Below are 15471 nucleotides of genomic sequence, written 5' to 3'. Positions count from 1 at the left end.
TGGTCCGATATGACCGATATTTGCATATCTATAGAGCTTTTTGCCTGATTGCATTCATTATTTGGTGTGTAAACCGAATTTTGAAATAGCTTCTAGTCACAAACAGTTTTTTAAATTTTTGTATATATACATATTGCCGTATATATTATTGATAAATATAAAAAAGAATATATCGTACTCGTTAATCATTTCACAATCAAGGTTATGGAGACGAAAATTGGGTAGTGCATTAAAATGACCGTTTGGAAAATGTCAATGCATTGGAGGAGCATTTCAATGTAGCTATGCGGCGAGAGTGGTTTTTCGCAGGAGTGATAGATACCCCAAATAATGCAGTCTACTATCTTAATTTTTCACCAAGTCATTTCTGACGGGAAACCGGCCGCCGAAGCGAAGGGGAGCGCCCGCGCCGTCGCGTTCTGCGTGGATGTGGAGATGGGGTTCGCTCGTGTTTCCGGAATTGCCCACCCGGCCGATCCGCTGCCCTTCCTTCACTTTTTCTCCGTTTTTCACGGAAACGCTGCCCCGCTTGAGGTGGGCCAGAAGGAGGCGGGCATCATCCCCGTCACAGGTGAGGATGACATGATTGCCTTCCGGGTTTTCGGGGTCCCTTTGCGGCGGGGTCAAATCGGGGAGATCGTCGCGAACCTCGATCACTTTTCCCGTGCAGGGGCTGTACACGGGGTCTTCAAAGATCTCGTATTGGGTCAGCTTCTTCGGATACAGCCCTTTGGCGCGGGTGCCCAACCGGTTCAACCGGAGAATGTCCAGGGCGTACCGCTGGGCGGAATGCGTGCTGTGATAATTCATCTGCACCTGGCTGCCGCCTTGACCCACGTAATAAGTCCCGCTCCGGAGGGGGAAGGAGAGTTCCAGGGCCTCATCCGCCGGCCAGTGACTGGTCAGCACTCCCAGATTGTAGGTGCCGAAAATCAAGGCGAGGAATGCGTAGACGGCGATGGACCATTTCTGTTTCCTGCTGAGCGATGTCTTGGCGGGAAGGCGGCGTGCCTTTTTCCAGGAGGCGAAGGCCGCCGCCAAGAACAGAAACGCCCAAATCCAGCGCAGGGGGTAGCCCACCCAATCCCAGCGGCCGGAAAAGAAAATCCAGACGAAAAACAGCGCGATCGCCAGCAGTTTGACATACCACTCCGTCCGACTCTGAACCGAACCCTTCCAAAGGGAACGGAGAAGTGCGGCGGGCAGGAGGAGATACATGATGAGGACCATCACAATGGGCAAAATCATTTTCCTCTCCCCGTAAAAAATGATCTCACCTATCCAATATAGCAAAAATATTCTCTGTTATGTCCAGAAAAGGAGACGAATGGAAGTCCGCAGCTGTCCGAAGGTTGCGGCGGCACTGCTCGCCAGACGGGAATTGGCCCAAAATCATGGGAAGAGAGGGGCCGTCCCGAAGGCATAAAAAAACCGGGGACCGCCTTTGCCTAAAAGCCGGATCATCCCTTCAGAGATTCGTCCAAAACCTTCTTTCCGTCCCGGTTAAAGCACGTCAAGTCGCAAGCGATTCCCGCCTTGCTTTCCATCCGTTCATCATGGGTGACGGTCTCTTTACGGCGAATCGTGTCTCCCGTAAACACCGGCCTGAGGAAGTTAAACACCATTTTTCGGGCGAGCACATGCAAATCCCCGCCGATTTTTGTCGGCGCGGTGGCGGTGATTAATCCGCGCAACAACAACCGACCGTGTTCGTCCGGCGTCACATGGTGGTCGCGAAAAATGGTGCAAAACGCCTGCACTTCCTCCTTGGTGGAGACTCGCCCCATATCGGGACATCGCCCGGTTGTCGACTTCCTTCCCCGTCCTTCTTCTGTGCTTCACTTGGTATATCGCATATATACCATGTAATCCAAGCCGCTCAGGCGGCTGTACTTCTGTTTGATCCGTTCAAACTCCCTGAAGCCCAGTTTTTCATACAATCGGATGACCCGGGGATCCGTATTTGTCACCTCCAGGATATATTCATCGTATTGGGGCAGAGAAAGCAAGTGATTCATGATCGCCTTGGCAACCCCGCGCCTCCGGTACTTGGGATCGGTGGCGAAAAATTCGATGAGCGCCGTTCGCTTTCCCACCTTGATCGGCTTCTGGAATTCCCGCTTAAATACCACATTGGCAATCGTTCCCTTGTATATTCCGAAATGCCTGCGCAAGTCACTTTGATCGTGGTTCACCGAGTGCACGTCGCTGTTGGTGCAGGCGGCCATTCCCGCGATCTCGCCCTCGAACAGGGCGATATGGAAAACATCCAGGACAAACATGTGCTCCAACGCCTTGGCCAACTTGTTTTTGTCTTTTGAAAAGAAAGACAAATGATGACCGAAGGCGTCGACAAAGATCTCGCTGATCCGCTTCTTTGCCGCATCTCCCAATTCCTTTGCGCAAAGGACTTCGATCATGGTCAACCGCCTTTTCTCACTTGGGATTGATGAATTTTTACCATTCGTTATAAATGTAATATTTTTTGATTCCCTCTGTCAATGGCCGTCGGTTTTTGGAGAAAAACGCGAAGAATATTGATAGAGGAACGGGTAAATTTTGAATGGAATATACTGGGTTGGGCGCTGTGAATTCGCGTAGGCCTAAGGGCGGCGCGAAGGGAAACCGGTGTGGGGGATGTCTTATTGGAATAAATGAATATTTCAATCAATTTTTTATTTACAAATTAATCGGAATCGGATACAATGAAAAGGGGAGAACAAATCATTCAATAATGAACAAATGTTCATCGTTCATTGGAGGGTGTGACTTGAAAATCGCCGTCATTGGGAGCGGTTTTGTACGGAGCGACAGGTTGAAGGAGATTTTGGCCGGTTATTTTCCGGAGGCGACCTTCTCACTGGCGGAGAGCAAGTGGCCGTCCGAACCGTTTCAAAACGGTGATGAGGTGCTGGAGTATTCCGGCGATCCGGAGCAGGTGGCCGAGCTGGCCTCCGATGCCGACCTGTTGGTTCTGGATGTGGCTCCCGTCACGCAAGCGGTGATCCGACGGGCGCGGCGTTTGAAGGCGATCGGCGTCTGCCGGGGCGGTCCCGTGAATGTGAATGTGGAAGCGGCAACCGAGCGCGGAATCCCCGTACTCAACAGCCCGGGGCGCAATGCGGCGGCGACCGCCGAGTTTACCGTGGGGTTGATCTTGGCTGGAATGCGAAGAATCTGCCTCGGTGACGCGCGGATGAAGGAGGGGGTTTGGGACGGAGGACTCTACATGTATCAAGAGTGCGGCGAGGAGTTGGAGGGGAAGACGGCGGGGATTGTGGGTCTGGGAAACGTGGGCAGGCGGGTGGCCCGGCTGCTGGGAGGCTTCGGCATGCGGGTGCTGGCTTATGATCCGTGGGTTCCCGCGTCCGCTTTTTCTGAAGCGGGGGCGGAGCGGGTCGATTTCCCCACATTGCTGAAGCAGTCCCAGATCCTCACGCTGCACGCACGTCTGACTCCGGAGACGAGGGGGTTGATCGGAAAGGAGGAATTGGAGCGTCTGCCCAGGGGGGCCTTTGTGGTCAACGCCGCCCGGGGCGGGCTGTTGGATTACGATGCCCTGTTCGAATCGCTGGAGCGGGGCCATCTGTCCGGTGCCGCCCTGGATGTGTATGATCCGGAGCCGTTTCCCGTCCATCATCCCTTGCTCATGCACCCCCGGGTGGTGGCGACGCCCCACATCGCCGGAGCCACCCGCGAGAGCGCCTTGAGGGGAGCCGAAATGGTGGCGGAGGATTTGTTCCGCCTGATGAAGGGGGAGCGGCCGCGGCACGTGGTCAATCCGACGGCGGTTCCATAGAATCCTTGCGGGGGGAGATGGGCTGTGCGCAGGCTGTTGTTGGGCATCGATGCCGGAACCAGCGTGGTGAAGGCCGTCCTCTACCAAACCGATGGAACGCCCCTGGCGATGGAGAGCACCAAGCTGAAGATCGAATCGGTTCATCCCCTCTGGATGGAAGTGGATATGAACGCGGTTTGGCAGGCGGTCATGAAAACGGTGCAGTCCCTGGTGAATTCGGCTTCGGTCCGTCCGGAGGAGATTTTGGCCGTCGGAGTGACGGGACAGGGGGACGGTTGTTGGCTGGTGACCGAGGACGGTTCTCCCGTCCGATCCGCCATCTTGTGGGCGGACGGCCGGGCGGCGGATCAAGTGAAGGACTGGTTTTCGGACGGAACGGCGGAATCGGCGTTTTCCGTCAACGGATCGGTGGTTTTTCCCGGCTCCCAGGCGGCGATTCTTCACTGGCTGAAGCGGATGGAGCCGGAATCGCTGGAGAAAAGCCGGTGGGCGCTGTACTGCAAGGATTGGCTTCACCTCAACTTAACGGGGGAACTGTGCACGGACCCGAGTGACGCCTCATTGCCGTTTTTCAATATCGCGAAGCGTAGCTATGATCCGCTCCTTTTGTCGATCTACGGAATCGAGGATCTGGAGCATTTGCTCCCGCCCGTCCGCCCGGCCACGCAGATCGGCGGCCGTCTGCGGAAGGAAGCGGCGGAGCAGATGGGGCTCGCACCCGATATCCCCGTCGTGACGGGTCCCTTTGATATTGTCGCGTGTTCCATCGGGACGGGAACGCTTCGGGACGGAGAAGGATACACCATTCTGGGAAGCACGTGTCTGAGCGGAATGGTCATGTCCCGCTGCCATCTGGAACCCAGGGACGTGGGCATGACGATTTGTCACCGCGATCCGGACAAATGGCTCCGGGTGATGGGGGTGATGATGGGAACCCCCAATGTCGACTGGTTTTTGAAGGAGCTGGGTGGAAACCTGCATTCCCAAGCATTGACGCGCAACAAATCCCTGTTTCAACATATGGATGAGGCGGTCTCCGGGATTCCCGCAGGCGCCGAAGGAGTCCTGTATCTGCCTTATTTATCTCCGTCCGGGGAACGGGCCCCCTTCGTCAAGGCGACGGCTCGGGCGCAATTCACCGGCCTGACGATCAATCACTCGGATCTGCACCTGCTTCGGGCCGTGCTGGAAGGGGTGGCCTTTTCGATCCGGGATTCCTACGAGCATATGCCCGTGCCGATCAGCGACATCAAATTGACGGGGGGCGGGGCCCGCAGCGGGGTCTGGCCCCAGATCATCGCGGACGTCACCGGCAAAGCTGTGTCGATTCCCGCGGTGGAGGAAACAGGAACCCTGGGTGCCGCCCTGAACGCTGCAGTAGCGATCGGACTGTTTTCCGATCTCGAGGAAGCGGTTCATCATTGTGTCCGGATGACCCGCCGTTTTGAGCCGGATCTGAAAAACCGTTCCCTGTACGACGAAATGTTCGGGCTGTATCGAAAAACCTACAAGACCATGTGGGAATTGTGGGACCATCATCAGCGGGTGGTCGAGTCAAAGCTGATTCCTTTGGGAACCCGGTGAGCGGGCGTGACAGCTTTCGTCCCCGTTCCGCAAGGGCACATCTCAGATGAAGGGAAAGGGAACATGGCCAAGAGACGCTTGTTGGAGAGAATCGCGAGGATGTACTACATTCTGGATTTGAACCAACAACAGATCGCCGAACAGTTGGGAATCGGCCGCTCTTCCGTCGCCCGTCTCCTGAATCAGGCAAGGGAAAGGGGAGTGGTTCATTTCCAGATCGATTCCGACCCGGATAGCTACCGGTGTCACCAGTTGGAGAGGGAGCTTTTGAATCAGACCCGGCTGAAAGATTGCGTGGTGTTCCAAAACGGGGGCGATACCGGCTACTCCTTTGAAACCCTGGCCAGCCAGTATTTGAACACGGTGCTTCCCTTCACGGGTACGATCGGTTTGGGATGGGGGAAAACCCTGTATGCCGTCGGATCCCAGATACATCTGTGCGATCCCCGCCCCGGGCTGAAGGTGCTTCAACTGTCCGGGGGATCGGGCACCAAGGAGGAGTATGTTCCGGCCACGTCCGTCGTCCAGCTGTGGACGCGGGCTCTAAGGGCCAAGCCGTATTATCTGCCCGCTCCCGCCGTGGCGAGCACCGCGGAGAGCAGAAAGCGGTTTTTGGAAGATCCCAGCATAGGCGCTGTGGTGGACGAGCTGAAGAAGGTGTCGGTGGCGATTGTGGGAATCGGCCATACCGGTGAAGACGCTTCGATCATCACGTCGAGGCTGATTCCGGATCTGACCAGCGACACGCTCTCCGCCTGCAGCGTGGGGGATGTGATTCTCCATTTCTACGATGAGAACGGGAATTTTTCCTTTGATGACCTGAGCGAACGGGTCATCGGCGCTTCCAGGGAAGACTTCTTGCGAATCAACCTGCGCATCGGCATCGCCTACGGAGAAAACAAGATCCGGGCGATCGTCGGGGCGCTGCGCGGAGATTTGGTTCACATTCTGATCACCACGGAGGCCACCGCCGAGGCGTTGGTGCGGGCGATTTGAATCGAAACGAGGATGGGGGAATGTTTGATGGAACAGCTGAAGGAACTGGTTCACACCGCCAAGGAGCTGTATCGCACGGGGCTGGTGCGGGGTACGAGCGGAAACGTCAGCATCCGGGATCCGGAGAACCCCGACCGGATGTGGATCACCCCCTCGGCGATTCCCTATGACGAGATCACCACGGAGGATTTGGTGCAGGTGGATCTGGAAAGCGGCACGCCGGTCCGGGGAAGCCGCAAACCTTCCTCGGAGACGCCGATGCACAGCGCGATCTATCGGCTCCGGTCCGATGTGCGGGCGGTCGTCCATACCCATTCCACCTATGCCACCATGTTTGCGTGTGCGGGGGAAGAGATTCCCACCGTTCATTATCTGATCGCCGAAATCGGGGACCGGGTCCCGGTGGCGGACTATGCCGTATACGGTTCGGAGGAGTTGGCCAGGAACGCCGTTGAGGCGCTCAAGAGCGCCGGCGCCAATGGAGCGCTTCTGAAAAACCACGGGGTGATCACCGTGGGGGAAAACCTGTCCTCCGCCTATGTCCGGGCGGAGATCATCGAAACCGTCGCCCAATTGGCTTTCGGCGCCAAGCTGATCGGACGCTGCGAGACGCTGTCGCCGGAACAATTGGAGGAAACGCGGAAGAAGTTCGTTTCCTATTTTGCCGTATCGAAACGGTGAATCGGAGGGAGGGGCGAAGGAGGAGAACCTCCTCCCTTCGGCGGTTTTTATTCGCAATATTCGCTCAATCGTTCGCTTATTGAAAGGGGTGATGGTGCGTGAAGGGGTCTTTTCGCAAAATCCTCCCGGTCGTTTTCTCCCTTCTCCTGGTAGGGTCGACCGCTGCGTGCCTTCCCGATGTCCAGAGGTCGCAACGGGACGGCGTCGCCGATCCGGGTGCGGCCGTGCCGAGTTCCGGCGGCGCTTTCGATTGGGAGATGAGCAAGGGAGAAACCATCCACGTCATGTTCAACCAGCATCCCTACGCCGAGGCGATCATTGAACGCCTTCCGGAATTTGAAAAGAAGACGGGCATCCGCGTCCGGTATTCCGTCACTCCCGAATCCAACTATTTTGACAAGCTGACGGTTTCCCTCAACGCGCGCAACGGGAGGCCCGATGTGTTCATGACGGGCTCTTATCAGCTGTGGGAATTTCTGTTCAGCGGTTATGTGCAGGAGCTGGATCCCTTTATCCGGGACAAGGGAAAAACCAGTCCCGACTACGACCCCGAGGACTTCTTCGAGGGTGTTCTCAACGGAAACCGCTGGAACATGAAAGTGGGTCGGCCGGTGGGCACCGGTCCCCTGTGGGCCGTTCCCCTGGGGTTTGAAGTGAACGTCCTGATGTATAACCGAAGGGCCTTGGACAAGGTGGGAGCCGATCCCCCAAAAACCTTTGACGAGTTGATTGAAACCGCCTCCAAGCTGAACGGATGGAACGGAGAAGGTTCGTACGGGATCGCGGTGCGCGGAACCCGCTCCTGGGCGACCATCCATCCCGGATACATGACCGCCTATTCAATGGCCGGGGCCCGGGACTTCCAGGCGGAAAACGGAAGGCTGGTCTCCCGGGTGAACAGCCCGCAGGCGGTGGAAATCACCGAAAAGTTCGCCCGGTTGGTCAGGGAGGCGGGCCCGAAAGATTGGACCAATTACACCTGGTACCAGGTCAGCACCGATCTGGGGGCCGGCAAGGCGGCCATGGCTTATGATGCGGATATCCTCGGCTTTTTCCAGAATGTCGAAGGCGCATCCAAAGAGGCGGGGAATATCGGCTGGGCGCCGCCTCCCCTGCCCAGGGAGGGCGCGGAACTGGGGTCCAACATGTGGATCTGGTCCTTGGCGATGAACCGGTACTCTCAAAACAAGGATGCCGCATGGCTGTTCATGCAGTATTTCACCGGCAAGGAACACATCCGGTGGGGAGCGACCGAGGCCAATGTCGTCAACCCGCCCCGGCGATCCGTTTGGGAGGATTCGAAGTTCCGGGAGAGGATCAAGCGCATGGAGGGATACCGGGAAACCTTTGAATCCGTGATCGATCACTCGACCATCAAATTTACGCCGCAGCCGGAGTTTTTCAACATCACGACGGAGTGGGCCGCTGCCCTGCAGGATATCGTGATCGGATCCTCCGGCGCCGGAGAGCGGTTGAATCAATTGGCGCAGGATGCCGACGTGCGGATCAGGCGGATGATGGACAGGATCGAATAAGGTCGGGAGGGATGGCCGTGAAGGCAGTGGCGGAAACGGGCCGGGCGCTTCCGTCGGCGGAAAGGGTGAACATTCCGCGGACGCGGCGGTACCGGCCGTACCTGATCCTGTTGCCGGCTTTTCTGTTGACCGCCGGAATCTTGTACCCCTTTGGGGTGGCCATTTACTATTCGCTGACCAACTTCTCTTTCAAATACGAGAAATTTTCCTTCGTCGGTCTGGAAAACTGGGTGGACATGTTTCGGGATCCGGGATTTTGGCACAGCTTGTGGATTACGGCCAAATACGCTCTGCTGGCCACCGGGGCGGAGATGGTGATCGGGGTGGGCATCGCCCTGCTGCTGAATCGGGAGACCCGGTTGGCCCGCTCGCTTCGCATCGTGTTGATCTTTCCGCTGATGATCGCTCCGGTGATCGCCACCCTGATCTGGCAGTTGATGATCAATTACTCCGTCGGCGTCATCGGTCATGGATTGCGATGGATCGGGATCACCGATTTCACCTGGGCCGCCGATCCGGACACCGCCTTGTTCACGGTGGTGCTGATCGACGCCTGGGTATACACGCCCTTTGTGATTCTGCTCACCCTTGCGGGGTTGCGATCCCTGCCGAAAGCGCCCTTTGAATCGGCCATGATCGACGGGGGATCGGCATGGTTTACCTTCAGGAACCTGACCCTTCCGATGATCCTGCCGTTTTTGCTGATCGCCCTGGTTTTCCGCTTGATGGTCTCTCTTCAGGAGTTCTCGATCATCTTCGCCTTGACCAGCGGGGGGCCCGGAGACACGCTGATGACGCTTCCCCTGACGGCCTATACGGAAGGGTTCACCTATAAGGAACTGGGCTACGCCCTTCCGCACATGCTGGTCCTCTGGCTGATCGTGTTCATCGCCAGCCGGATCCTGATCAAATATTGGAGCCGAGCCCAGGGACGGGCGTCCGGCGTGGAGGAGGGGACGACGTGAAGGAACGGATGCGGAAATGGTTCGCCGATTTCCTGTTGTTGGTTTATGCGGTCTTTGCCCTGTTTCCCCTGCTCTGGATGCTGCTGATTTCCTTCAAGCATGACCGGGAGATGTACACCACGACTTTCATCTTTTCACCGACCCTGGAAAACTACCGGATCTTGTTTGTGAAGGGAGATTACATCAGCTACTTTTTGAACAACTTATGGGTCAGCTCCGGTGCGGTTCTCCTGTCCATTCTGGTGGGGGTTCCCGCGGCGTACGCCCTGGCGCGGTTCAAGTTTCGGGGGCGGGAATCGATCGCCTTCACCTTTCTCTCCTTCCGGTTTGCGCCGGAGATCATGGTGATTCTCCCCCTGTTTCTCATCTACCAACGGTTCGGGCTGTACGACACCTACTGGGGGATCATCTGGGTGTATCAATTGCTCACCCTCCCGTTGATCATCTGGGTTCTGAGGGGATATTTCGAGGAGATTCCTCCCGAAATCGAGCACGCGGCGAGGCTGGACGGCTATTCCTGGTTCCGCGTGTTCCTGAAAACCCTCGTTCCCCTGGTGAAGCCGGGATTGGTCGCATCCGCCCTTTTGTCCTTCATCTTCGCGTGGAACAGCTTCACCTTTCCCTTGTTGCTCGCGGGGCAGAACGTGGTGACGACCACGGTGGCCGCCCTGCAGTATCTCTCTTCCGATACCGTGCATTACGGTCAGATGGCGGCTGCGGTGACGATTTCCATATTGCCGGAGGTGGTTTTGGCCCTCTTTATCCAAAAGCATCTGGTCAGGGGCTTGAGCTTCGGCGCGGTGAAAGGCTGATCAACAACCCTTTGGGGGGACAAGTATGGGCGAACTGTGGATCCGAGGGGTTTCCAAGCGCTTTGGCAGGGTTTTGGCGTTGGATGAGGTGGATATCCGGGTGAACAACCAGGAATTCTTCGTCCTGTTCGGGCCGACGGGGGCGGGAAAGACCACCCTGTTGAATATCGTCGCCGGAATCCACGTTCCGGATCAGGGCCAGGTGTACCTGAACGGCCGTTCCATCGATCACCTGGAGCCGAACGAGCGGGATGTGGCCATGGTGTTTGAGAATTACGCGTTATACCCGCATCTCAATGTGTTTGAGAATATCGCGTCACCTCTCTTCAGCCCGAGATACAGGAAATCGAACGTGGAAGCGAAGGAGGAGGTGCTGCGCGTCGCCCGCCTGCTGGACATTTTTTCTCTGTTGGACCGGTATCCCGCGGAGCTTTCCAACGGACAGCGGCAGCGGGTGGCCCTCGGAAGGGCGTTGGTGCGCCGTCCGGAGGTCTTCTTGATGGATGAACCCCTGGTCCATCTCGATGCGAAGCTGCGGCACCAGATGCGGGCGGAGCTGAAGGAGATCCAGAACAAAAGCCTGGACACCACCACCATCTACGTGACCCATGATTACCGGGAAGCGCTCAGTCTGGGGGATCGCATCGCCGTGATCAACCGGGGACGCATTGAACAGGTCGGCAGCCCCGAGGAGGTTTATCACCGGCCCGCTTCGGAGTTTGTGGCGAGGGCTTTCGGCGATCCGGAGATGAACATTCTTGAAGCGGAGCTCGTGGAAGACGCGGGGCGCCTGCATTTGAATCTGTTCGGAAAACCCGGGCACTTCCCCGTGCCCGATGAAGTCCGAAAGGCGATGCTTAAGCACTCTTCCTCATCGGTCAAGGTGGGCTTTCGACCCAAGCACATCCGCTTTTACCCGGAGGATCCGGAGGGGAATCATGTGGCTGCCAGGGTCTACAGTTTTGAACCCCTGGGCGAAACGGCCGTCCTCATCGCCGAAGCGGGCGACCGGCGAATCCGTTTGCTGGCTTCTTCGGAGCACGCTTGGAAAATCGACCAGCCCGTCCACCTGGAATTCGACATGAACCGGGCGCTCTTTTTCGACGCCTCCTCCGGGAAGCTGCTCGCCCCGTCGGGAGAAAGGAAGGAGGATGTGGTGTGGCGGAACTGACGTTGAAGGGTGTGTCCAAAATCTATCGGAAGCGGAATCGGGAGGTCCAGGCCGTCAAAGCTTTCAATCTTTCGTGCCGGGACGGGGAGTTTGTGGCTCTCCTGGGGCCGTCGGGCTGTGGAAAATCGACGACGCTGCGAATGATCGCCGGCCTGGAGGAGATCACTTCGGGGGAAATACGGATCGGCGGGAAGAAAGTGAACGATTTGCCGCCCAAGAAGAGGGGAATCGGCCTGGCCTTCGAAAACTACGCCCTCTACCCGCCCCTTTCCGTCTATGACAACATCGCCTTCAATCTCCGGGCCCAGGGGAAGTCGGAGGAGGAGATACGACGGGAAGTGGACCGGATAGCCGCTTTGTTGCATATCGGGGATCTGTTGGAGAAGAAACCGGCGGCCCTGTCGGGCGGGGAAAAGCAGCGGGTCAACATTGCCCGGGCCATCATCCGGAGGCCCGCCGTCCTGTTGCTCGACGAGCCCCTTTCCCATCTGGACGGGCGGATGAGGCAGAGGATGAGGACGGAGCTGAAACGGCTTCACAATGAAATCCGCTGCACCACCGTCATTGTCACCCACGACCAATCGGAGGCCATGGCTCTGGCGGACCGGATTGCGGTCATGAACGAAGGGGAACTGCAGCAGTTCGGAACGCCGTTCGAGATTTACCGGCATCCCGTCAACGAGTTTGTCGCGGGATTTATCGGCGACCCCCCTATGAATCTGTTTGCGGTTCAGGTGGTGAAGGAGGAAGAAACCCCGGTCTTTAAGATCGAAGGTTGCGGAAAGAGCTTTGCGGTTCCGGATCGGCTTCGTTCCGTCGTGAAGGAAGGCATGCGCTACCGGTTCGGCGTTCGGCCAACGGATGTCCGGGTGGTCGCTCCGGAGGACGGGGGCGCGTTGGCGACCCGGGTCACCGTGTTCGAAAATCTGGGGGAGGAGCATCGCATCCACATTCGGCTGGACAAAAACCAGATGATCAGTGTCGTGACGGACACGGACGTGCGCTTTCAGCCGGGGGATTCCATCTTTTTGCGGTTTGACGAGGAGAAGATCCATCTGTTCGACCCCGCGACGGGAAGGAGGATTCAAGGCCAGGAGGCCATTCCCGCTTAGCGGGAAGGGACCGGCGGCATAAACAGGCGGAGCCGTCAAAATTAACGAAATCTTAACGGTGGCAGAGGATTTTCGTCAACATTCGTTTATTAGTATTTCATCCAGGTTGACGAGGCACCTTGTGTTGGAAGCCATGTATTGACTCCTCGGCGGGCGGGGTTATCGGCGGTTTCATGAGAGCCGTCGTTCCCATGAATAAATCATCCAATCAAGGAGATGAGGAGCATGAAGCGTTTTACCCGACTTCTCTTCGTTTTTGCGGCAGCTGTCGGATTGTTTTTCACCACGGGACATTCCTCTCTCCATGCGACGCCGCCACACCAGCAGGAGGTATTGAACATCGCCCACCGGGGAGCCTCCGCGTATGCTCCGGAGCATACCCTGGCGTCCTACGAGCTGGGGGAGAAGATGAAGGGCGACTATATCGAGATCGATGTGCAAATGACCAAGGACGGACACCTGATCGTCATGCATGACGAAACCGTGGATCGGACCACCAACGGGACCGGATGGGTGAAGGATCTCACGCTGGAGGAAATCAAAGCGTTGGATGCCGGCTCCTGGTTCAACGAAGCGTATCCGGAGTATGCCAAGCCGGAATACGCGGGGCTGAAGGTTCCCACGTTGGAGGAGGTGTTCAAGAAATTCCGCAAGGGCTCCAAGTATTACATCGAGACCAAGTCCCCCCATTTATATCCGGGAGTCGAAGAGAAGCTGGTCGAGATGCTGGATCGATACGGGTTGACCCACAAGGAGTCCCTGAAGAAGCGGCAGGTGATCATTCAGTCCTTCAGCCGGGAAAGCCTGCTGAAGGTGCGCCGGTTGAATCCGGACATTCCCCTGGTCCAGCTGTATGATGCCCAGGCATCCGCCAACATCACCGACGAAGAGCTGAGGGAAGTCAAGAAATACGCGATCGGGATCGGTCCCGACTATCAACGCATCGACCGGGATGTCGTCAAGCGGGTGCACAAATACGGTCTGGAAATCAATCCGTACACGGTGAACTCCAAGGAAGACATGCGCCGGCTGATCGACTGGGGCGTCGACGGGATCATCACCAACCATCCCGATTGGTTGCACCAGGTGCTGAAGAAGTAAGAAAGAGACGATTGCATGAGGCGCTGCCGACTGAACGGGAGGCAGCGCCTCTGCATTTTGCGGCGTCGGAGGATTCAAGGTGCGGCATTCAATCGCATATTGGTAATAATCGGTGGCTTGCGCAAATCCTGGGATTCACCCGACAAGAATGTCTGTCGGGATCAACATCCCGGCGGCATCGGCAAGAACACTCAGAAGGATCACCATCCATCTCGGTAATCTCATCGTACATTTTTTTGGAGGATGGTTCCGGATGTGCGGAACGGGTGTTGATACTTTTCGGGCCGTTCATTGATAGAGGGCGTTGCATCATCTGTCGGATGAACCTTGATTTTTCACCTGTGTTTCGTCTTCTCCGGGATAGGATTCATGTTGAAAGATGATCGCTTGTGCCGCTCCGGCCACCGCCGATTGGGGATCAAACAGGAAGCGGATTTCCACTTGGTCAAAGGAATGCTTTAAGGTTCTTCGGGAGGCGGATTCCAGGACCGCCTGCCGAAACTCCTGCACCTGATCCAAGGGAGTGTCGATGATGATCCGTTCGGGGTCGAAGAAATGAATGATCGACGGGATGATTTGACCCAGGTAATGTCCCGTTTCCCGTAGAACCTTTGCCATGCTCGCATCGGCGGTTTCCGCGACAAAAGTCCTCAGTTCATCGGCTCTGCGGATGTTTAAGGGCTGACGGAGATCCTCCTCCAATTTCCTGACAATCGCCGGTACACTGACCAGCGTTTCCAGGCAACCCTTCTTTCCGCAACGGCACAGGGGACCGTGATCCTCAACGGACAAGTGGCCGATTTCACCTGCCGTCCAACTTGAACCGAAAAAAATCCCGTTTTGATCGATGAAGGAACCGCCCACTCCTTCGTCCATCCGGAGATAAAACAGGGAAGAGTTCCTCTTTTTCCCGAGATGAAAATGGAAAAGGGATGCGGCCTTCACATTGTTCAGCACCCGAACGGGAACCCGTAAGGCCCCCTGCAAACGGGCTTTGACCGGAACCTGCTCCCATCCCAAATGGGAAGAGTAATGGACAATCCCCTGATAAGGATCCACCAGTCCGGGAATTCCGATGCCGATCCCCAAGAGCGTTTCATATTTGGATTGCAGGTGGAGGCTCAATTGTTGCAGTTGCTCCAGGCATTTCTCGGGATCCTCCCCGTCGATCTCAACACAACCCTTTTCCATTGCCCGTGAACTGTAGTCGATGACCTGATACTGCGCTTCCCGTTTCTTGACCCAAATTCCGACGGCGGTCATGGATTCGGAAACGATGGACAATTTGATCCGGGGACGTCCGACATGGCTGGTTTCGTCCAGTCCCATCTCGCGCACCTTTCCTTCCCGGATCAATTGCTCCACAATGAGGGAAACGGTGTTTTTGCTGAGTTTCAGGGCTTTTGCGATATCCTGACGGGAACTGACCGAGTGTTCCCTCAAGAAACGCAGGATCCTTTTTTTGTTCGTCAAACGCAACAGGGAGGGTCCTTTGCTCACCATTTTCCCGCCTTTTTCCTGCAGTGCCGGGGTAATAGAGGGGATTGCCGCTTTGAAAATCGTACTTACGGCACGCTCATTCCCGACATCGTTTTCATCGTTATCATAACAAAAAAGACTCGGCTTGTAGCTGTTCGGCGCGAGAAAGAATGGGATTGACATGACATTTATTTCGGAAAATTTGAAGTTGACAATATCATGCGAAGGGTGTTACT

Annotated in this window: 14 protein-coding genes; 10 read left to right on the top strand and 4 right to left on the bottom strand. The window is 56.5% G+C overall.

Annotated features, from left to right (window positions below):
• Positions 1–345 precede the first annotated feature (345 nt).
• The 3 genes from CLV97_RS06455 to CLV97_RS06445 form a co-directional block, all read right to left on the bottom strand.
• Positions 346–1248 carry a M23 family metallopeptidase gene (locus tag CLV97_RS06455; RefSeq protein ID WP_106344700.1) on the bottom strand — a complete coding sequence of 301 codons (903 nt, stop codon included), beginning with the start codon at positions 1246–1248 and terminating at the stop codon, positions 346–348.
• Between the two features lie 212 nt (positions 1249–1460).
• Positions 1461–1787, bottom strand: coding sequence for a hotdog family protein (locus CLV97_RS06450; RefSeq protein ID WP_106344699.1), 327 nt, complete (start codon positions 1785–1787; stop codon positions 1461–1463).
• Between the two features lie 51 nt (positions 1788–1838).
• Positions 1839–2420 (bottom strand): GNAT family N-acetyltransferase, encoded by a 582-nt coding sequence (locus CLV97_RS06445; protein ID WP_106344698.1) that lies wholly within the window; start codon positions 2418–2420, stop codon positions 1839–1841.
• Positions 2421–2770: 350 nt separating this feature from the next.
• Between CLV97_RS06445 and CLV97_RS06440 the strand changes: the two genes are divergently transcribed.
• The 10 genes from CLV97_RS06440 to CLV97_RS06395 all read left to right on the top strand — a co-directional run bounded on the left by CLV97_RS06440 (position 2771) and on the right by CLV97_RS06395 (position 13756).
• A complete protein-coding gene (locus CLV97_RS06440) occupies positions 2771–3799 on the top strand; it encodes a 2-hydroxyacid dehydrogenase (RefSeq protein ID WP_170070384.1) in 1029 nt (342 codons plus the stop codon).
• Between the two features lie 24 nt (positions 3800–3823).
• Complete coding sequence (locus CLV97_RS06435) at positions 3824–5383, top strand: FGGY-family carbohydrate kinase (RefSeq protein ID WP_106344696.1); 1560 nt, start codon at positions 3824–3826, stop codon at positions 5381–5383.
• A 63-nt stretch (positions 5384–5446) separates the two neighbouring features.
• Positions 5447–6379, top strand: a complete 933-nt coding sequence (locus CLV97_RS06430; RefSeq protein WP_106344695.1) for a sugar-binding transcriptional regulator — start codon at positions 5447–5449, stop codon at positions 6377–6379.
• A 27-nt stretch (positions 6380–6406) separates the two neighbouring features.
• Positions 6407–7060, top strand: a complete 654-nt coding sequence (locus tag CLV97_RS06425; protein WP_170070383.1) for a class II aldolase/adducin family protein — start codon at positions 6407–6409, stop codon at positions 7058–7060.
• A gap of 98 nt (positions 7061–7158) precedes the next feature.
• Positions 7159–8595, top strand: coding sequence for an ABC transporter substrate-binding protein (locus CLV97_RS06420; protein ID WP_245891405.1), 1437 nt, complete (start codon positions 7159–7161; stop codon positions 8593–8595).
• 17 nt (positions 8596–8612) lie between these two features.
• Positions 8613–9560: a carbohydrate ABC transporter permease gene (locus CLV97_RS06415; protein ID WP_245891404.1), complete on the top strand. Its 948-nt coding sequence runs from the start codon at positions 8613–8615 to the stop codon at positions 9558–9560.
• Entirely contained in the window at positions 9557–10372 is an 816-nt protein-coding gene (locus CLV97_RS06410) for a carbohydrate ABC transporter permease (protein ID WP_245891403.1), read from the top strand. Before CLV97_RS06415 ends, CLV97_RS06410 begins: the two co-directional genes overlap by 4 nt.
• 25 nt (positions 10373–10397) lie before the next feature.
• Positions 10398–11543, top strand: coding sequence for an ABC transporter ATP-binding protein (locus CLV97_RS06405; protein ID WP_106344692.1), 1146 nt, complete (start codon positions 10398–10400; stop codon positions 11541–11543).
• Positions 11531–12655: an ABC transporter ATP-binding protein gene (locus tag CLV97_RS06400; protein ID WP_106344691.1), complete on the top strand. Its 1125-nt coding sequence runs from the start codon at positions 11531–11533 to the stop codon at positions 12653–12655. The genes CLV97_RS06405 and CLV97_RS06400 overlap by 13 nt, the downstream gene beginning before the upstream one ends.
• A gap of 225 nt (positions 12656–12880) precedes the next feature.
• The gene (locus CLV97_RS06395) at positions 12881–13756 is read left to right on the top strand and encodes a glycerophosphodiester phosphodiesterase (protein ID WP_106344690.1); all 876 of its coding nucleotides are present in this window, start codon (positions 12881–12883) and stop codon (positions 13754–13756) included.
• A 309-nt stretch (positions 13757–14065) separates the two neighbouring features.
• Here the strand turns inward: CLV97_RS06395 and CLV97_RS06390 are convergent, their stop codons facing one another.
• Positions 14066–15256, bottom strand: a complete 1191-nt coding sequence (locus CLV97_RS06390; RefSeq protein WP_170070382.1) for an ROK family transcriptional regulator — start codon at positions 15254–15256, stop codon at positions 14066–14068.
• Positions 15257–15471 lie beyond the last annotated feature (215 nt).

Source organism: Planifilum fimeticola (assembly GCF_003001905.1).
Lineage (GTDB): Bacteria > Bacillota > Bacilli > Thermoactinomycetales > DSM-44946 > Planifilum > Planifilum fimeticola.
Note: the sequence above shows the minus strand (reverse complement) of the source record. Positions and strands in the feature narration are given on the sequence as shown.